The 18,067-nt window shown below is 29.9% G+C and carries 19 protein-coding genes and 1 pseudogene; 17 read left to right on the top strand and 3 right to left on the bottom strand.

Annotation, left to right across the window (positions count from 1 at the left end; all coding sequences use genetic code 11):
• Positions 1-86: 86 nt before the first annotated feature.
• Positions 87-443 (bottom strand): MmcQ/YjbR family DNA-binding protein, encoded by a 357-nt coding sequence (locus tag RR409_RS05955; RefSeq protein WP_332556812.1) that lies wholly within the window; start codon positions 441-443, stop codon positions 87-89.
• Positions 444-701: 258 nt separating this feature from the next.
• On the opposite strand from RR409_RS05955, the gene RR409_RS05950 reads away from it, so the two are divergent.
• The 4 genes from RR409_RS05950 to RR409_RS05935 all read left to right on the top strand — a co-directional run bounded on the left by RR409_RS05950 (position 702) and on the right by RR409_RS05935 (position 4,448).
• On the top strand, positions 702-938 hold the full coding sequence (locus RR409_RS05950; protein ID WP_332556811.1) for a helix-turn-helix transcriptional regulator: 237 nt from the start codon (positions 702-704) through the stop codon (positions 936-938).
• A 1-nt stretch (position 939) separates the two neighbouring features.
• Positions 940-1,392, top strand: a complete 453-nt coding sequence (gene def, locus RR409_RS05945) for a peptide deformylase (protein ID WP_332556810.1) — start codon at positions 940-942, stop codon at positions 1,390-1,392.
• Between the two features lie 394 nt (positions 1,393-1,786).
• Positions 1,787-2,635: a patatin family protein gene (locus RR409_RS05940; RefSeq protein ID WP_332556817.1), complete on the top strand. Its 849-nt coding sequence runs from the start codon at positions 1,787-1,789 to the stop codon at positions 2,633-2,635.
• 604 nt (positions 2,636-3,239) lie between these two features.
• Positions 3,240-4,448, top strand: coding sequence for a sodium:proton antiporter (locus tag RR409_RS05935; protein WP_332556809.1), 1,209 nt, complete (start codon positions 3,240-3,242; stop codon positions 4,446-4,448).
• Between the two features lie 270 nt (positions 4,449-4,718).
• On the opposite strand, the gene RR409_RS05930 is transcribed toward RR409_RS05935, so the two are convergent.
• Positions 4,719-5,468, bottom strand: a complete 750-nt coding sequence (locus RR409_RS05930; RefSeq protein WP_332556808.1) for a SagB/ThcOx family dehydrogenase — start codon at positions 5,466-5,468, stop codon at positions 4,719-4,721.
• Between the two features lie 509 nt (positions 5,469-5,977).
• Between RR409_RS05930 and RR409_RS05925 the strand changes: the two genes are divergently transcribed.
• From RR409_RS05925 to RR409_RS05880, 10 genes are all read left to right on the top strand, one after another.
• Positions 5,978-6,388, top strand: coding sequence for a DUF2809 domain-containing protein (locus RR409_RS05925; protein ID WP_332556807.1), 411 nt, complete (start codon positions 5,978-5,980; stop codon positions 6,386-6,388).
• Between the two features lie 124 nt (positions 6,389-6,512).
• Positions 6,513-7,412: a TIM barrel protein gene (locus RR409_RS05920; protein WP_332556806.1), complete on the top strand. Its 900-nt coding sequence runs from the start codon at positions 6,513-6,515 to the stop codon at positions 7,410-7,412.
• 15 nt (positions 7,413-7,427) lie between these two features.
• Positions 7,428-8,036, top strand: coding sequence for a non-canonical purine NTP pyrophosphatase (locus tag RR409_RS05915; RefSeq protein WP_332556805.1), 609 nt, complete (start codon positions 7,428-7,430; stop codon positions 8,034-8,036).
• Between the two features lie 106 nt (positions 8,037-8,142).
• Positions 8,143-8,892 carry a DUF5694 domain-containing protein gene (locus RR409_RS05910; RefSeq protein ID WP_332556804.1) on the top strand — a complete coding sequence of 250 codons (750 nt, stop codon included), beginning with the start codon at positions 8,143-8,145 and terminating at the stop codon, positions 8,890-8,892.
• A gap of 162 nt (positions 8,893-9,054) precedes the next feature.
• Positions 9,055-9,552: a GNAT family protein gene (locus tag RR409_RS05905; RefSeq protein WP_332556803.1), complete on the top strand. Its 498-nt coding sequence runs from the start codon at positions 9,055-9,057 to the stop codon at positions 9,550-9,552.
• Positions 9,553-10,036: 484 nt separating this feature from the next.
• Positions 10,037-11,323, top strand: a complete 1,287-nt coding sequence (locus tag RR409_RS05900) for a transcriptional regulator (RefSeq protein ID WP_332556802.1) — start codon at positions 10,037-10,039, stop codon at positions 11,321-11,323.
• Positions 11,324-11,372: 49 nt separating this feature from the next.
• Positions 11,373-11,510, top strand: coding sequence for a hypothetical protein (locus RR409_RS05895; RefSeq protein ID WP_332556801.1), 138 nt, complete (start codon positions 11,373-11,375; stop codon positions 11,508-11,510).
• An 818-nt stretch (positions 11,511-12,328) separates the two neighbouring features.
• Positions 12,329-14,353, top strand: a complete 2,025-nt coding sequence (locus RR409_RS05890; protein WP_332556800.1) for a M4 family metallopeptidase — start codon at positions 12,329-12,331, stop codon at positions 14,351-14,353.
• A 652-nt stretch (positions 14,354-15,005) separates the two neighbouring features.
• The gene (locus tag RR409_RS05885) at positions 15,006-15,719 is read left to right on the top strand and encodes a DUF881 domain-containing protein (protein ID WP_332556799.1); all 714 of its coding nucleotides are present in this window, start codon (positions 15,006-15,008) and stop codon (positions 15,717-15,719) included.
• Between the two features lie 10 nt (positions 15,720-15,729).
• Positions 15,730-16,071, top strand: a complete 342-nt coding sequence (locus RR409_RS05880) for a small basic family protein (protein WP_332556798.1) — start codon at positions 15,730-15,732, stop codon at positions 16,069-16,071.
• Between the two features lie 256 nt (positions 16,072-16,327).
• Here RR409_RS05880 and RR409_RS05875 read toward each other — a convergent pair whose 3' ends face one another.
• On the bottom strand, positions 16,328-16,654 hold the full coding sequence (locus tag RR409_RS05875; protein ID WP_332556797.1) for a hypothetical protein: 327 nt from the start codon (positions 16,652-16,654) through the stop codon (positions 16,328-16,330).
• Positions 16,655-16,897: 243 nt separating this feature from the next.
• Between RR409_RS05875 and ybaK the strand changes: the two genes are divergently transcribed.
• The 3 genes and pseudogenes from ybaK to RR409_RS05860 form a co-directional block, all read left to right on the top strand.
• Complete coding sequence (gene ybaK, locus RR409_RS05870; protein ID WP_332556796.1) at positions 16,898-17,377, top strand: Cys-tRNA(Pro) deacylase; 480 nt, start codon at positions 16,898-16,900, stop codon at positions 17,375-17,377.
• 34 nt (positions 17,378-17,411) lie between these two features.
• Positions 17,412-17,534 carry a hypothetical protein gene (locus RR409_RS05865; RefSeq protein WP_332556795.1) on the top strand — a complete coding sequence of 41 codons (123 nt, stop codon included), beginning with the start codon at positions 17,412-17,414 and terminating at the stop codon, positions 17,532-17,534.
• Positions 17,497-18,067 (top strand): annotated as a pseudogene (locus tag RR409_RS05860) (hypothetical protein); the annotation flags it as partial. The gene RR409_RS05865 and the pseudogene RR409_RS05860, both read left to right, overlap by 38 nt.

Genomic DNA, 18,067 nt, shown 5'->3' with positions numbered 1-18,067 from the left:
ATAAATAAATAAATAAATAAATAAATAAATAAATAAATAAATAAATAAATAAATGAGCTTTTAGGTGTTAACAATAACACCTATTTTTATGCCTCAATGATTTCCTTTTGTTGTTTTTTTGTTAGACCTTTAAAAACAATATCATAGGATACATCAATAAGGTGTTCAATGAATTCCTGTGGTAAAGATCCATCAAGTGTTATGGTATTCCAATACTTTTTATTCATATGATAACCAGGAGTTATAGCGGGATAATCAAACCTAAGACACTGAGCCATGTAAGGTTCACATTTTAGATTAACTTGTAAAGGATTAGTATTTAATCTTATAAGTGCAAACATCTTAGACCCAACCCTATAAACAAGGGTTTCACTGTCAAAAGGAAAGTCAGAAGTAGAGGATTTTTTAGAATTGCAGTAGGTTTTTAACATTTCAACATTCATAAATGAACACCATCCAATTAATATTTTATATTTACATTATATAACACTTTTTTAAATACAGGTAGTTTTTGATAAAGAGCTTAAATCTTGAACTAGATTTCGTGGTAATAATTTTAAAACATTAACAAAGGACACTACAAAAATTATGTCAATGAAAAAAGAAGTTTATCATTATGAAATGTAAGGTCTACTTGACAATAAAATGGTAAAATGCTACATTGAATAATGTAAGGTCAACATTACAAGAGGTGAATAAAGATGAAAAATAGATTAAAAGAATATAGAGAATCTCTTGGGTTAACTCAAGAACAACTAGGAGAACTTGTTGGGACGTCAAGGCAAGCAATTAACGCTATTGAGACAGAAAAGTTTGAGCCCTCTATTTGGCTTGCATATGATATTTCCAAAATATTTAATCGTTCTATAGAAGAGATTTTTATTTTTGAAGAAAGTGAAAGAAAATCAAGAGCACAGCAAAGTAGAGGTGTAGTTTAAAATGGCAATAAGACAAATAAGACTTTTTAAGGATGAAATCTTGAGAAAAAAGAGCAAAGAAGTTAAATTAGTTGACGATAAAATAAGACAAATACTAGATGATATGGCAGATACTATGTATAATACAGAAAATGGTGGAGGATTAGCAGCACCACAAGTTGGGATTTTAAAGCGATTAGTTGTGATGGATATGGGACAAGGTCTTATAAAATTGGTTAATCCAAAGATAATTAAGCAAGAAGGAAAACAAGAAGTTATAGAAGGGTGCCTAAGTAATCCTAATATCTGGGGAAAATTAACAAGGCCTGCAAAGGTAACAGTTCAGGCACTAAATGAAAATGGTGAAGAAATAATACTAACAGGCACAGGAGATTTAGCAAAATGTTTCTGCCATGAGATAGACCATTTAGAAGGAGTTCTTTTTACTGATTTAGTTACTGAATATATAAAATAATGATTCTGGTATAGATTCCTTAGAATAATTGGAACATAGCTAGGATGTAATCAGTATTTTTTAGGTAAATATTCTTATTTTATTGGTTTTATTTTAGTAATCACTAATCTTGAAATAAAATTACATCGATTTAAAGGTTAGGTTTAATATTGTTTTGGATAAAACACTTCATTTAAAGTTTGTGTAATGCTTTCAAAATTAGCAGGTATATTGCTTTATATTTATGATAGGACACAGAAAATGAAAAAGCTAATATAACTAAAATAAAATTTGAAAAAAATTAATATAAGTGAGAGAATACTATATAAGGCATCTGAAATAAGATAACTAATATATACTGGTTATCTTTTAGAGGATGCCTAAGATATTATTTGTAACAAAGGAAGGGATAGCTATGGAGAATGTAGGACTTGTGCTTGAAGGGGGCGGCATGAGAGGGTTATACACTTGTGGGGTTTTGGAGTTTTTTTTAGAAAATGATTTGCACTTTAATTACATAATTGGAGTATCTGCTGGAGCATTGAATGCTGTTTCATATATAGCAAAGCAAAAAGGCAGAAACAAAAAGGTGAATCTAAATTTTGTAAAAGACTGGAGATATATGAGTGTTAGAAATCTTCTACTTAAGAAATCCTTTTTCGGAATGGATTTTATTTTTGAGGAGATTCCAAATAAACATGTTCCCTTTGATTTTGAAACCTTTCATAACGCAGAGTGTAAATTTTTAGTTGGAACCACTGATTGTAACACTGGAAAACCTGTATATTTAAATAAGGAAGATATAACTGAGGGATTTCATGCTTTAAGAGCAACCTCTTCTTTACCCTTTATAGCTCCTATTGTTAATTTTAAGGGCTATGAACTTTTAGATGGGGGAATTTCAGATTCTATACCAGTAGTTAAATCAATAGAAGATGGAAATGAAAAGAATATTATTATCTTAACGAGAAATAAAGAATACAGAAAAAGCCCAATGAAGCACGGAAGATTATTAAATCTAAAATATAAGAAATATCCAAAGTTAATAAAAACTATGATGGATAGATATAAAAATTATAATGAAACCTTAGAATATATTGAGAAGTTAGAGCGTGAGGGAAAAGCAATTGTAATAAGACCTTCACAGGAATTAAAGGTAGGAAGACTAGAAAAAGATCCTGAAAAACTTCAGAAATTATTTGAAAATGGCTATGAAGATGCTAAAAACTCCTATGAAAAAATAATGGGGTTTGCGCCTAAGTAATAATATAAAAACATCCATTACTTTATTTATTTTTTAAAACTTTATACTAATTTAAAACCTACCTCATAGAGTTTATGTCATACTCTATGAGGTAGGTTTATTTTTATTTAAATCTTTTAAGAAAACTTCACGAGTAGAACACGGACATATGCAAAAGTTAGAAGGTTTTAATTAATAATTCCATCTAGTACTGTAAACATTTAATGAATAATTTGAAAAATGACCAAAGTGAAAAGGAAAAAATCACTTTTAAAAAAAACATTGTGAAAAACTAGACAAAATTTGACAAAAACCATCAAAAACAGTGTAAAACAAAGAGAATCCCTGAGAAGTACTATTTTATTTGAAAATTCATGGTTCTTTCATGTTATTTATGAAAAATCAAGGTTTGTACACTTAATTTGCTTCTGCTAGTATTACTGAGAATGATCATTCAAAAATAAAATATGAAAAAGTTAATGTATTTTAAAATTTAATGATATGGATTGATTAAAATAGTTATTGCTATTATCACAATATTATGAATTGTGATAATGTTGGTTACAGTGAAGCATGGAGAGAGATTCTTAGCTATTCTAATACAATACCAAGTGGAGGAAGTCACATGGAAGTGCAAAATTTATTAGAATTATTTGCCTTAGTCATTGTTTCAGGGGTTCTGTTTACAAAGATTAGTAAAATGGTAAAGTTACCTGATGTTGTTTTGTTTATAATTGCAGGTATTTTGCTTGGACCTAGCTTTTTAAACCTTGTTAATATAGACAGGTATCCTACAGGAAATGAATTAATATTAACTTTTGGTGCTGCGTATATTTTATATGACGGCGGAAGAGAAATAGAATTAAAAATACTTAACAAAGTAAAGGTATCTTTATCTCTAATATCTACATTAGGGGTTCTTATATCTACCTTCGTAACAGGTTATTTTGCTGCAATTATATTTAAAATAGATTTTCTATATGCTTTGTTAATGGGGTCAGTTATCGCGTCTACAGATCCATCAGTGCTTGTTCCTCTTTTTAAAAAAATGAACATAAGTAACAAGTTAAAACAATTTATAATATCAGAATCTGCTTTCAATGATGCGGCAGGTGCAATTACTACTTTTGCAATTTTAGGAATTATACAAGGTGGTAGTTTTTCAATTCAAACAAGTGCTTTAGAGCTGGCTAAAACTTCACTTGGAGGAATAGCTGTAGGTTTAGTTGTGGGTATGATAGCTACAATGCTTATAACTCATGATAAGTATGGGTATTTTAGGGACAACCCTTCTGAAGTCGGCATAGCAACAGTAGCAGGTGCTTACGTTATAGCTACCCGTCTTGGGGTTAGTGGTTTTATGGCAGTGTTTATCATAGGTATTATTTGTGGAAACAAGCATCTCTTTAGCCTTCGTGTACAAGAAGATCACTATATAACACAAACAAGGTTTAAAGAAGTTTTGACACTTTTACTTCGTATGATGATTTTTATCCTTTTAGGAACTCATATTGACTTTGTATCCGTTGCACAATACTGGAAACAGGCAGTATTGATTGTTGCAATTCTTATATTTATTGCAAGACCATTATCTGTTCTACCTTGTGTAATATTAGATAGAAAAGCAAAATGGAACTTAAAAGAAATCATCTATATAATGTGGATTAGGGAGACTGGTGTAATTCCAGCAGCTCTAGCAGGTATGTTAGTTTCAATGAATATACAACATTCTAACGTTATATCTTCTGTAACTTTTGTTACAATATTGATAACATTATCTGTTCAGGCCAGCACTGCTCAGTGGTTAGCAAAAAAATTAAAGCTAGAAGCTTAATTGTAAGCTGAATCTAAGGAGTAATATTATCACAGTATATTTCTTCAATGTTACATAAGACTAGTTAAACACTTAAATCTGTTTAAATACTTATGTTTGTTTAAACATTGAAAAACATGGAGGTATTATCCTTATAAAATATGATGAAAATATTAAGCAAGGGAACCTATGTAAACAGGTTCCCTTTTAAATTATGTGTTATTATATAATGAACAATTACATTTTGGTAACGGGCTTTGGAAGAAAGTCTGATTAGATTCTATAAGTGAATTACTTAACTTTTCCTACAGGACTTATATAAACTACGAATTCATCTTCTCCATCTAAGCCTAGGAATTTATCTACAGCTTCTTGGTCATAAGCACCTACAGCACAAGTTCCGCATCCAATAGCTTCACATCCAATATAAAGGTTTTGACATAGGTGTCCTGCATCTATAAGCATTACCTTATGTGAAAGGAAGTCATATCGCCACTCACCTCTATAAGGAAGCACGCTCCAAATAAAGGTTACTGCACTTTTCCCTACAAATTTTTGGTCCATAGTCAGTGTTGTTAATTTCTCCTCTAAATTTTCATCTTCAAATAAAAACAACAATTCATGAGTTATAGCTAAATAGCGATAAACCCCATTTTTTAATCCATCCACTCTATTAACTGCAATGTAAGTTTCAAAAGGGTGTCTGGCACCACCTGAAGGCACAGGTCTTAAGGTAGCATAGTTATTGCCGCGGATTTCCTTAACACCTTGAGTAGCCCAAAGTAAGAAGGATAATTCCTCTAAAGTTAAAGGGGCTTCAGAGTAGCTTCTGTTACTTTTTCTATCCCTTAAAATATCTAAGAGATTGGTCTTAGTAAATATACTATCAGTAACTTCAGGTAAAGAGATTATTTCGGAATTTTTGTCATAAGGTTTTTCCAGTGGTGGTTGGGGTAATTTTAAGTCCTGATCTGATTGGAAATCATCATCTTCTGTAAATTTAGATTTCATCCAACTACGCTGTTGTTTTATTCTATCCATTTTAAATCCTCACTTTCATTTATCATGTTTATAACATTTGTACAATAAAAGTATATATAAATATATTATAGCATTAGTTTAAATGGTATTAATAAAATATTATTCCTTCTATATAGATAAAAATTTAAAAATTTTCAGTGAAAACTTTCACACAATCATCACAAAAAATATATGGTTATGAATATTACCTTACATAAAGAAAAATGTAATATAAAACTTTATTAATTATAATTTAATAGGATTATAATGTTATATTACCAAGATTATGGAAATGATGATATAATTAAAAGTAAATAAGTTCACTTTATTCAATCACTTCTTTAAGGGGATTTCACTCCAATGTAAAGCTTGTTTAAGCACTTAACTTATTTAAACAATAAAGAGGCTGTGACACTTATCCGTCTAAAATGTGATTAAGTACGAAAGCAATAATAAAAGTTAACTAGGACAAAGGATTAATTCCCATATAATAAAATGTTTCTAAGGGTTTTTCCAGGAGGATATTTAAGATGAAACGCAAGCACAACACATTATTATATTTGCTAATAGTATTTATAGTTATCTTTCTTGGCCTCTTATCAAGAAGAATTACTGAGTATATACCAGATATAATTGATTTATTTTTAGGAGATTCCTTATGGGCCCTCATGGTATATTTCATCATAAGGACCTTATTTAAAAACTCCACAGCTAAGAAAGTTGCATTGATAGCTTTATTATTCTGTTTCACTATAGAAATTAGCCAGTTATATCATGGTGATTGGATTGAAGTGATTAGGGGCACCACCTTAGGTGGATTAATTTTAGGCTATGGTTTTTTATGGACCGACTTAGGCGCATATTTATTGGGAGTTGGATTTGGAATCATAATTGATGGAAGCATTGAAGCATATTTAATGAAGAAGAATTGTAAAGAATAGAAGAAGGTCTAATAAGATGTGATTAGTGAATCTGTTATTTTTTAATCTCGGTGTTCCAAAACTAATTTGAGGAATTTTAAAGGATAATCGTGCAACCATAGCACCCATTTACAAGGAGGTTAATATGAAAAGATTAATGATTGGGCAATTTGATAGATTTGATGTCAATAGACAAAATAGGGATTTTAGAGAAGACTTTTGGGGAGTAGAAATTAATCAAATTGAATCTCTTAAAGAATTAGAAATATTGAAGGACAATATTATAGATAGAAATCTTAATATAGGAATTCACTTTCCTTTATTAAAGGATCAATGGAGAGCAAGAGACCCTCAATATCTTTCAAAAGATAAAAATACATATGAAGAGTCAATAAAATATATGGACAAGGAGTTTGCAAGAGCCCAAGTATTTAAACCAGACTATATTTTACTGCATTATCCTAAGCCAGTTATTTTAGATGATAAGGTGGATTGGACCTCCTGGAGATTTTATGACAGCACTGAATATTATTATGAGTCAGAAGTTTCCTATGAGTATTTTCAAGAGAAAAGTAGAAACTTTTTTAAGATTCTATCTCACCAAGGGGAAAAGTACAAATTTACTCCAGTTCTAGAGCTTGATGCATTAAACAAATATATATATGAAACAAATTTACTTGAAGATTTGTTAGAGGAATACCCAAATATAAAGCTATGTCTTGATTTTGGTAGAATACATATACAAGATTTTAAGGATAAAAATTTTAATGCATTAGACATAATCAAAAAGTTTGGAAGATACACTCACTTGGTTCATTTATGGAATGCTAGAGTTAATGAAACTGGGCATTACCCAGCCCTTAAATCTTTGAAAGTGGAAGAGGGATGGGGAGATATGGAGGCTTACTTTAATGCTTTGAACCAGGTAAATAGTAGTTACAAGGTGCTATTTGAGCATAAGTCCCATTTAATAAGTGATGAAGAACTGCAGGAGTGCTATGAATGGGTACAAGCCATTGTGGATGGACATAAGTTTTCAAGATAATTTGGAGGATTTAATATGAAATTACTATATGGAACTGCCAATACAGCAAAAATTCAACATATGAGAGAAATGCTCCAAGGATCAGGTATAGAGATTATTGGATTAAATGATATAAATTTAAAAGTTGAATCAATTGACGAAAGTGGAAATAATCCCTTGGAGAATGCAAGGATTAAGGCATTAGCTTATTATAAGGTTCTAAAAACACCTGTATTTTCTTGCGACTCTGGATTATATATTGAAGGAATAGATAGTAAGAGTCAACCTGGTGTTCATGTTAGAAGAGTTAACGGAAAAGTATTAGATGATGAAGAGATGATAGAGCATTATATTAGTGTAGCTTTAAACCACGGTGGAGAGGTTAAGGCTAAATATAAAAATGCAATTTGTTTAATATTAGATGAAGAAAATATTTTCGAATATGATGGAGCTGATATATCATCAGACAGCTTTATAATTACATCAAAGCCGCATCCTATGAGAAATATTGGATTTCCACTGGATTCAATCTCAATAGAGATGGAAACAGGAAGATATTTTATGGATATAACTTTGCAGGATAACAGTAAAAGTAAAATGTCACAAGGATTCAAGGAATTTTTTCTAAGAGCTGCTACTAAGTAAGATTATACGAAGACTAGCAAGTTGCAACTTGGTAAAAATATTATTGGATATGGGAATTAGAGAAGTGATTTATATTTTTATATAGAAAATAATTGGGGGTATAATTGTGGGACAGAAAACAAAAGTACTAGTTTTAGGCACATATCATTTTGCTTATCGTGGTGAACATTTAATAAATAATGCAGTTGAAGATGTGACTAAGGAAAAAAAGCAGCGTGAAGTTATAGATTTGGTTGAAGCCTTGGCAAAGTTTAAGCCTAATAAGATTGCTATTGAAAAAAGAAGAGACAAACACCGAGAAATAAATGAAGCTTTTTTTAAATATTGTAAAGGTGAGGATTTAGATAAGGATTTAATAGATGAGAGAGATGAAATTGTACAAGTAGCTTTTAGGTTGGGTAAAATGCTAAATCATAAGAAAGTTTACCCTTTAGATTATCCAGTAAGCTTACCAATAGAAGAAATGATGGCTTACGCTGAGAGCAGCAATCAAAAGCTTTATAACGATTTTATGGAAAAGGTTAAGGTTCTAGGGGACAAAATGAATGAAGTTATGAATAATAGTACAGTTATAGACATCTTTAGATATTTAAATTCTCCTGAGAATTTTGAAAATCAACATAGTGACTTTTATCTTCATACTGCTCAAGTGGGAGCTGGAGACAACTACTGTGGTAGTGATGTTCTTATAGAATGGTACAAAAGAAACATCTATATATTTAATAATTTACAAGCAATAGCAGAACCAGAAGATAGGATATTGGTAATTTATGGAGCAGATCATTGTAAGATTTTACGTGATTTTGTTACGGATTATAGAGAATTTGAATTGGTAGATGCATTAGAGTATCTGTAACTTTGTTTTAAGAAGTAGCTGTTCTATCAATTAAACTAGATATCACTGATAAATGCTTTGTAAAGATGAAGAGCAAAAGTATGATATGTGGAGTGACCTTGTTTAAAATTGTAATACTTATTGAAAGAGAATTTAAAGATAAAGAATTAGGGGGAGATGTCTATGGTAGAAACCAATCGTCTTTATATAGTTGATGCAACAGAAGGGGATATTGAAACTATTATTGAGTTAGAAAGTCACAAGGATAATCGGAACTTTGTATGGCTTGGAACTTATGAGGAACATAAAGCTGAAATTGAAGATAAGAACCATTTAATTTTTGTGATTAGAAGAAAAGAAGATAATCTAATTGTGGGATATGCACTAATCAGATTGGATTTTAAATCTGAAATCTTTGAACTTAGAAGATTTATTATTTCTCATAAGGGGGTAGGCTACGGTAAGGAAGCCTTAAATGCATTATTAAAATATGCATTTGAAGAGATGAATATTAACCGCTTTTGGTTGGACGTATATCCGGATAATGTGATAGGAATTAAGCTTTATGAAGGAATTGGAATGCATCGTGATGGGGTGCTGAGGCAGAACTATAAATCTGAACGAGGTTATTTAGATCAAATCGTATATTCTATGCTTAAAAGTGAATACTTTCAAAAGTAGTTTCATTAATCATTGGTATAAAATATAGAGCAGCTGTATAAATAAAATCAGTATAACTTTAGTTGAATAGGTTTACATCCTTTAAATATGCAATACAAATAGCAAAAATAAAATTCTAATTTTCCTTAAAGCGTTGTAGATTTTAACAAAAATTTAAAATTATTCAATAATATTTAAAAAAACTATGTAATCCAAGTAAGATATTGTGTAATAATTAGAATCAGAAGGAAGTTTAAAGTAACACCACTTTATTATTAATTTTATAAAAAATTTATAAAACACATATCAAATAACAAATTAAAACGTATAAAGTATATGGGGAAAATATATGAGGGTTGATATAATGAAAAGACAATTATTTTAATAGTGAACATCTTAAAATAACACCTTCTCAGTGAAGAGTGTTATTAAGGGTAAACTTTTTTGATAATAGTATGGCAAAAAGTCTTTTAATTATTTAAATATAAAATAAAGGATGATGAAAATGGATTTTCTAACACCTGGACAGAGGCTAAAAAAAATTAGAAAAGAGTTACAAATGACTCAAAATGATTTTATAGATGATACAATGACTAGAAGTTATTTTGGTATGATAGAGGTAGGAAAAAGAAATTTAAATCTGAGCTCAGCAAAGCTAATCTTAGGAAAACTTAAAGCAAGAGCGAAGGAATTGAATGTAGAATTTAATATTGATGAAGCATATTTGCTCATGGCTAAAGAGGAAGAGGCAAGAAAATATTGTATCAATAAAATGAAAAACAATCCTACGGAAGAGGATATTTTATATATTATTGATATTGCCTCAAAATATTCCCTTAAGGATGTAGAAGCTGAAGGTGATAAACTCCTAGGGGATATAAGCTATAAACAATATAAGTTTTTAGATGCATTTATTAAATATAATAATTCCTTAGAAATATGTAAAGAAATTGGTAAAACCGATATACAATGTTACTTAAATAATAGATTGGGCATGTGCAAATATAATGAATTAGATTATATTGAGTCACTTTTATATTTTAATAGAGCACAACAGTGTTCTGTTACCTATAAAAATGAAGAGGTTGAAATAAACTCCATCTTTAACATGGCCCTTGCCTATAAAAAGATAAAGAAAATAGATGAGGCAATTAAGCATATTGATTTATTTGTGTCTAAGATAGATAATACCAATGATTATGCTGAAAAATATATTCAAGCTAATATATTGAAAGTTAACTGTTTAAAAGAACAAGGTCGTATTGATGATGCAATTGTTGTACTAAATGCCTTGTTGACTAAGTTTGAGGGTTTAGAAAAGAGCATAGAAGCTAATATTTACAATAATTTAGGTGTTCTGTATTTGGAAAAAGGAGATTTTGATAATAGCCTTAAAGCTTTTGATATATCAGAAAGTATAAGATTAGAACATGATAAATCAAGGTTATCCCATACTATAATAGAAAAATCTAATTTATATATACAGAAAGAATTTTATACTGAAGCTATTATTTTAATTAAGATGGGCTGTGATCTTGCTGAAGCCTATAACGATTGTTATTATTTACTTAAGGCATATTATTTGCTAGTGGATATTTATGAAAGATCAAATAAATATAAAGATGCTGAAGAAATATATTTTAAAATTATTAAACTTGTCAAAGAAAAATATAGTTCTTCTGAACTACTTAAGGTATATTTGAAGCTAACTGAATTGTACATTAATCAAAAGGATGTAGAAAAGGCAGCTATATATATTAAATTGTCACAAAATATTAGTGGAAAATGTTGATATTATCTTGTATAATTAATTTATAAAAATTATGGGGGTGCTATAAATTATGAAAAACATGAAAAGATTAACATCTGTTTTATTGGGGACTTTGGTAGTTTTCCTAGGATTAGGCTTAGGGATGATGCATATCGAATTGGAAGATCCACCACTACGCGGAAGTAATGACATTAATTGGGTTGGGTAATAAAACCAGGTAATTAGAAAAATAAAGAATAAGCAACGTTCATGTGAAAACTGAACGTTGCTTTTTTATGTTTTTTAAAAATGAAATATATAAAAAGAGAATTGACTTTGCATTAAGCCAAATCATTGTTTATAAAATAAATAATGCAACAAAATTATTTAAAATAATGTTGCATTATTTATTTTTGTCAGGTATAATAATCACAAGGTTAAAAATATTCAGAAAATAACTTGCATTACTCAATATGCATCCTAAGAAGTGTTTATATAGAAGAAGCATTTTCAGATAGGATTCATTTGGTGCTTAAATCAAATTTTAAACGGAGTAGATTTTTAGATCAGAATTTGTACAAGCATCTTGACTATTTAATTCTTCCATAAATTCTAAAGTAAATTAATCTATGAGCAAAAAAACTTTACATAAATAAAGTAAATAAGAAAGGAGGTTATGAAAAGTTATCATGAGGCAATTTGAAAAATCAATAGATATTAAAAGGGGTGTTGCTTCTTTTAACTTTTCAGGATGTATTTTTAAAGTCTCACCAAGCTGGTTAGGTTTAGAGGCTCAGGACGTAGATTTGACACAAATAAAGTAATGTTTGTAAAAAAAGTGCCTTTCTAAACAAAAAAATTATGTAGACAAAAGATTTTGTGAACAAAAGAATTTTGTTACATCAAAGCAAAGTTTCTAAGCTGAAGACCTTTCACTTATAGAAGCTTATACACTTGAAGCTTCCAAAGTGTTGTTAAAATTATCAGCGTGGAAGATTTGCTGAAAAATCTTAACTAATAAAGAACAAATTAAGAGGGGGTATATTCATGAAAAAAGTATTAAGTCTTGTTATTATGGCCACCTTATCATTAAATACTGTGGCTTTTGCAGCTCCTTTAGACAACGGGGTAGACGGAGAGGGAATGAAAAATAAGCCGAAGAAAATGGAGACTATTGAAAAGTTAAAGAATAAATCAGAAAAAACAGGGAAAAACTTTGATATTAAGTGGGATGAAGAAAAGGATATTCCAAGCTTTATAACTGGAGCTCTTTCAGATAAGAACATAGATAGTTCAAGTGATGCAGCAAACTTTGTAAGTGAAAATAAAGCTATGTTTGAGTTAAATGTGGGAGAATTCGTTAATAAGTCTACTGAGTCAGATCAATTAAATAAGAAACATTATAAGAATAAGTTAGTTGTAGATAATATTCCCGTATTTGGTGCAGAGGTTGTAGTGCATACAGAGGCAGATGGTACTGTATATGCTATAAATGGTAATGTGGAAAAGGAAGTGCCTGAAAAGAGTTGGAGTAAAGAATTTAAACTCTCAGGTGATAAGGCAATTAAAAATGTACTAAAGGAACTAAACATTAAGGAAACCGACATTGAATACTCTGCAGAGCCTACAGCAGAGCAATATATATATAATGATAATGGAAATTGGGTACCTATTTATTATGTAACAACACAGTTTATGGTTCCTTATCATGGTAATGTAGTAACTCTAGTAAATGCAAATACTGGAGAAGTAATAAAAACAAGAAATGAAATTCAAAGTGCCACAGCTACAGGAACAGGAGCTGGACTTTTAGGAACAAGAAATTTAAATCTTGATTTATTAAGTGGAAGATACTATATGAGAGATTTAACAAAAGGTGCTAAAATTGAAACTTATGATGCTAATAGGACAGCAACTTTCCCAGGAACATTGGTAAGTGATGTTGATAACAATTTTAATGCTTCAACTCAACTAGATGCAGTAGACGTTCATGCAAATGTAGCTGTAACTTATGACTTTTATAAAAATAATTTTAACAGAAATAGTTATGATAACCTAGGTACTACTATAAAATCAACAGTGAATGGAAGAGATCCATCCAATCCAAGTCAACCTATGGATAATGCGTTTTGGAATGGAACACAGATGGTTTTTGGAGATTGTAGTGGGACAACCTTTGCTCATATCGGATCATCTTTAGATGTAGTTGGACACGAATTTACTCATGCTATTACAGATAAAACTGCTGGTTTAGAGTACGAAAATCAATCAGGAGCTTTAAATGAATCTTTCTCAGATGTTTTTGGATATCTTATTGAGGGACAAGCTAGTGACTGGTTAATGGGAGAAGATTGTTATACACCAAGTGTATCTGGTGATGCCTTAAGGAGTTTATCTGACCCAACTTTATATGACCAACCAGCTCATATGAATCAATATCAAAACCTTCCAAATACATCAAATGGAGATTGGGGTGGAGTTCATATAAATAGTGGAATTCCAAATAAGGCCTTTTATCTTGCTGCAACCTCAATTAATAATAATGCGAAATTATCTCAAGTATACTATAGAGCATTAACAGTTTATTTGACTCAGTTTTCTCAGTTCACAGATGCTAAAAATGCCTTAGTGCAAGCTGCTAATGACTTATATCCATCAGAGCCAACAATTGCAACAAAGATTTCTGATGCATTTACATCTGTTGGTATAGGTGCAACATCACAAAGTGACACCTATGAACCAAACAACACAATGAGTGCAGCTGTAGGAGTATTGGCAAATGGAACTACTTATAGTTCGTATATATACTCTTCATCAGATTTAGATTATTACTATTTCAATGCTACTGCTGGCAGAACTATTACAGTTAGTTTGACAAATCTTCCAAAGGATTATGATGTATATTTAATAAATTCAGCTGGAACTATTGTTGCTAGATCCGAAAATGGTAGCACTACCAGCGAAAGTATATCCTATTATACATCAACCTCAGGAAAGTATTATGTAAAAGTTTCAGGCTATGCAGGTGCATATAGTACAACAACACCTTATAAGTTGAGAGTTACTTATTAATAGAGACTTTCAAAATATAATTAAAATATAGTTAAAGCTAAAAGAACTAAAAAAAATGAGTGCATGTATCAGTCAAACTTAAAAATTGCTTCCCCAAAGCAAAGTTATCTGAGGAATCTATGAAATAGTTCCTCAGATAACAAACTAAAGATCTTTTATTTTATTGCAAGATAATCCCTTTATACACTATTTTAGATTAAGCTTTTGATTTTCTTAGGTTTAATCTAAAATAGTTTTTTATTTTTATTTTAATATTAGAGAATAATATATCATATTAATAGATGGTACATTATTACAGTGTATATATGATAAAATAAAATAGTAACACTTTCAATTAAGTTACGTATTATTAGGGGAAAGTTTTTTAAATATATTAAAACGCGCTAATTATAAAATTATTTGGAGTAGAACTGAAATTAAGTTCTAATATTAAACTAAATAGTTTTTTATTATTATGTTTTAAATAAAGTATATAGACACAAAGGGTAAAATGGTATATTATTACAATGGATTTTGGTATAATAAGATTGTATAATTGTTTCTGAATTATAAAATACAGTTCAAAAACCATATTATAAAATTAACCAAATATTAAAAAATAAACTTAAAACAATAAACTAAAGATTTTCATTAAGGAATAGGAGGAGCTACGGTGAAAAAAATAATCTCTCAACTAACTATGGGCTTGATATTTTTATTATTTGGATTTATTATTACAACTCAAATGAATAGCCTAAATAAGCAAGTAGCTACTGCGGATAATAAGCAAAGTCCAGAAATTCTTATTGAAGTTGAGCAATTAAAAAAGCAAAGAGATGAATTAAAGAAAAAAGTAGATGAACTTAGCAAAAAAAATGAAGAGGTTGAAACAATAGCAGCGGGAAGAGACGAAGAAGCCAATTTAATATTAAAGGAGTTGCAGGAAACTAGACTAAGATCAGGAATAACTGATGTTAAAGGGGAAGGAATTACTATTTACTTAACTCCTAAAGCAAATTTGTTTGGTAATTTAACAAAAGAACAACCAATAACTGATATGGAACTACTTAATATTGTAAATGAATTAAATGCTTCCACTGCAGAAGCAATTTCAATCAATGATATACGCTTAATGGGAACAAGTGGTATTAGAAGTTCTGGAGATAGTATTATTATAAATAATGAAAAGATTTCTCCGCAAAAGAGAGTTGCTATAAAGGTCATAGGAGATAAAAAGAGATTGGAAGATGCGGTTAACTTTCCAGGAACCATTACAGAAAATCTTTCAAAGAAGTGTAGTATAACTATAGAACCTAGTGACAACATAGTTATAAAAAAAGGACAAAATATTTCAAAATATGAGTTTACTAAAGAATTTAGTAAGTAGAGGTGTTTAAATGGTCGCGTTTGTTGGGCTTATTCTTGGTATTGTTTTAGGTCTTGTTTGGAACATAAATATTCCTTTGAAATTTTCACCATATATATCAGTGGCGATATTTGCATGTATAGACTCTATGCTTGGAGCCATTAGGGGAAGTTTAAATAAGGACTTTAGACCAGATATATTTATTTCAGGTTTCTTTGGAAATGCAGTTTTAGCAGCCCTTATGGTTTACTTAGGTGATAAATTAGGTATTCCAATATACTTAGCTGCTATCATAGTTTTCGGCGGAAGGGTATTCACAAACTTTGCCATTATAAGAAGATTGCTTATGGAAAGAACTAAATTTCGTCATTAAGGTAATAGATGAAAATCAGTGGAAGAATATAATTTATATTTAAGCTTCTATTATTATACTGTTAATTGTGAAATAAATGAGATTGAAGAAGTCTTCATGCTACTTTATAAAGATAGCGCGAAGACTTTTTATTTTGTCTCAAAAGAAGATATATTATTGAAAAGTTTCTTACACTGAGGAAAACTAAGCAAAAGGATGCTCCCTGTTAAATACAAGGAGCATCTTTAATTTATAGTATTCTTCCAGTATATTCTTTTTAGCGGAATAGAGGATAGATAACATAAGACCATCCATTGATACCAAGACCATCATCAGTTGTAACTTTGTATCCATTAAATAACTTAGCAATTATATTGCTGTTTGGAGAGGGTTGATCTCTAACATTTAAATATCCTGAATCCAGTATTACAATATAATGACCAATACCACTTCTATCTGTCGTATAATCAGTATCCCATCTTAAGTATTGCGTACTAACATAAAATCCCTTTGTGAATGCCATTGCTTTAGTTTCATTTGCAGTTGTGATACCTAAAGTTGCTAAAACTAGAGCCAATACAAAAATACTAAATCTCTTTTTCATATAAATATCTCCATTTGCAAATTAGTTATATTATATATATATATTCTATATTCGAAACTTATTTCAAAATTCCTTTTTTATATTTTGAATATTTGAAGTTTTAATATATAAATTTGAGTTGTGAATTTTAGTAATAATATGAAGCAGTTGAATTATTTACAAATATTGTATGAAAAATGTTATAATTAAAAAGTAATCATTAGAAATAGATTATTAAATTGAAGAGGAAAATGGAGAGTAAACATGGCACAGATAAAAACAAATGCAATGCGTATTTTGGACCAAAAGAAAATAGAGTACACAACAATCACCTATGATGTTAGTGATGACAAGATAGATGGAGTTTCAGTTTCTGAGAAAATATCAAAAGACCCAAAGTTTGTTTATAAGACTTTGGTGCTTCAAGGTAATAGCAAAAATATATATGTATATCTCTTACCAGTTAAAGAAGAGCTGGACTTGAAAAAAGCTGCAAAGACTGCAGGAGAAAAAAACGTTGAGATGATACAAGTTAAAGACATACTGAAATTCACAGGCTATATAAGGGGAGGTTGCTCACCCATAGGAATGAAAAAGAATTACAAAACTTTTATAGATAAAAGTGTTTTAGAAATAGATAAAATAATTGTAAGTGGTGGAAAGATTGGAGTTCAAATGGAGCTCTTGACTTCAAGTTTAATCAAGGCTTCCAACGCCGAAATTAAAGATATAGTAATGGCATAACTCAAGAGATAAATGGGGATTGGGGAATAATAGAATGGATTTTTACAGAGCTAGAGACTATCATTTTGGCTATATAAAATATGAAAGTAGTGTTCTGCATAACACTGCGCTGATTGCAAGTGAAGGGGGACAAGATTGTTGCAACACTGGAATATGATATAAAAAACATTTATGAAGGGGTAATCATAAACTTTAGTATATTCGACGAAGAAGAAGCCTTAGATTTATATAATGCTGATTTTACTTTAAAGAAACAGTTAATAAAGGGATTTGCAGATGAAATTGCTTATTGGAACTCTCACTTAAAAAGAGTTGTAGTTAATGAAGAAAATAACTTTACTAGTAGTGAGATTTTGTCAGAGTTAGGATTTGAAAAACAAGGGTTATGGACATTAACTATGGACAATCCTGTGGAAGTTTTTAAAATTTACATAAAAGAAATAACACCAGAACAATTAACTGTTGATAAAGCAAAGCTAAATAAAGTAGATTCGTGGATAGAAAAACCAGAGCAAGTTATCATTAGTTGCGTAAAAATTGAAGATAAGATAGTTTCTATAGATGGTCATTCGAGGTTAGTGTCAGCTTTTAACAAAGGGTTTCAATATGTTTATGGCTACTTTGAAGCTGATAATGGAAGTATGGAATTTTACAAAACTTGTATGGAGTGGTGTGAAGAAGCTGGAATAC

Source organism: Clostridium sp., from assembly GCF_036642255.1.
Taxonomy (GTDB): Bacteria; Bacillota; Clostridia; order Clostridiales; family Clostridiaceae; genus Clostridium_J.
Note: the sequence above shows the minus strand (reverse complement) of the source record. Positions and strands in the feature narration are given on the sequence as shown.

Coding starts and splice junctions, on each gene's coding strand:
- RR409_RS05880 (WP_332556798.1), top strand. CDS start 15,730: ATGGTCGCGTTTGTTGGGCTTATTCTTGGTATTGTTTTAGGTCTTGTT.
- RR409_RS05930 (WP_332556808.1), bottom strand. CDS start 5,468: ATGGATAGAATAAAACAACAGCGTAGTTGGATGAAATCTAAATTTACA.
- RR409_RS05875 (WP_332556797.1), bottom strand. CDS start 16,654: ATGAAAAAGAGATTTAGTATTTTTGTATTGGCTCTAGTTTTAGCAACT.
- RR409_RS05915 (WP_332556805.1), top strand. CDS start 7,428: ATGAAATTACTATATGGAACTGCCAATACAGCAAAAATTCAACATATG.
- RR409_RS05925 (WP_332556807.1), top strand. CDS start 5,978: ATGAAACGCAAGCACAACACATTATTATATTTGCTAATAGTATTTATA.
- RR409_RS05865 (WP_332556795.1), top strand. CDS start 17,412: ATGGATTTTTACAGAGCTAGAGACTATCATTTTGGCTATATAAAATAT.
- def (WP_332556810.1), top strand. CDS start 940: ATGGCAATAAGACAAATAAGACTTTTTAAGGATGAAATCTTGAGAAAA.
- RR409_RS05905 (WP_332556803.1), top strand. CDS start 9,055: ATGGTAGAAACCAATCGTCTTTATATAGTTGATGCAACAGAAGGGGAT.
- RR409_RS05920 (WP_332556806.1), top strand. CDS start 6,513: ATGAAAAGATTAATGATTGGGCAATTTGATAGATTTGATGTCAATAGA.
- RR409_RS05935 (WP_332556809.1), top strand. CDS start 3,240: ATGGAAGTGCAAAATTTATTAGAATTATTTGCCTTAGTCATTGTTTCA.
- RR409_RS05955 (WP_332556812.1), bottom strand. CDS start 443: ATGAATGTTGAAATGTTAAAAACCTACTGCAATTCTAAAAAATCCTCT.
- RR409_RS05890 (WP_332556800.1), top strand. CDS start 12,329: ATGAAAAAAGTATTAAGTCTTGTTATTATGGCCACCTTATCATTAAAT.
- RR409_RS05895 (WP_332556801.1), top strand. CDS start 11,373: ATGAAAAACATGAAAAGATTAACATCTGTTTTATTGGGGACTTTGGTA.
- RR409_RS05940 (WP_332556817.1), top strand. CDS start 1,787: ATGGAGAATGTAGGACTTGTGCTTGAAGGGGGCGGCATGAGAGGGTTA.
- RR409_RS05950 (WP_332556811.1), top strand. CDS start 702: ATGAAAAATAGATTAAAAGAATATAGAGAATCTCTTGGGTTAACTCAA.
- ybaK (WP_332556796.1), top strand. CDS start 16,898: ATGGCACAGATAAAAACAAATGCAATGCGTATTTTGGACCAAAAGAAA.
- RR409_RS05900 (WP_332556802.1), top strand. CDS start 10,037: ATGGATTTTCTAACACCTGGACAGAGGCTAAAAAAAATTAGAAAAGAG.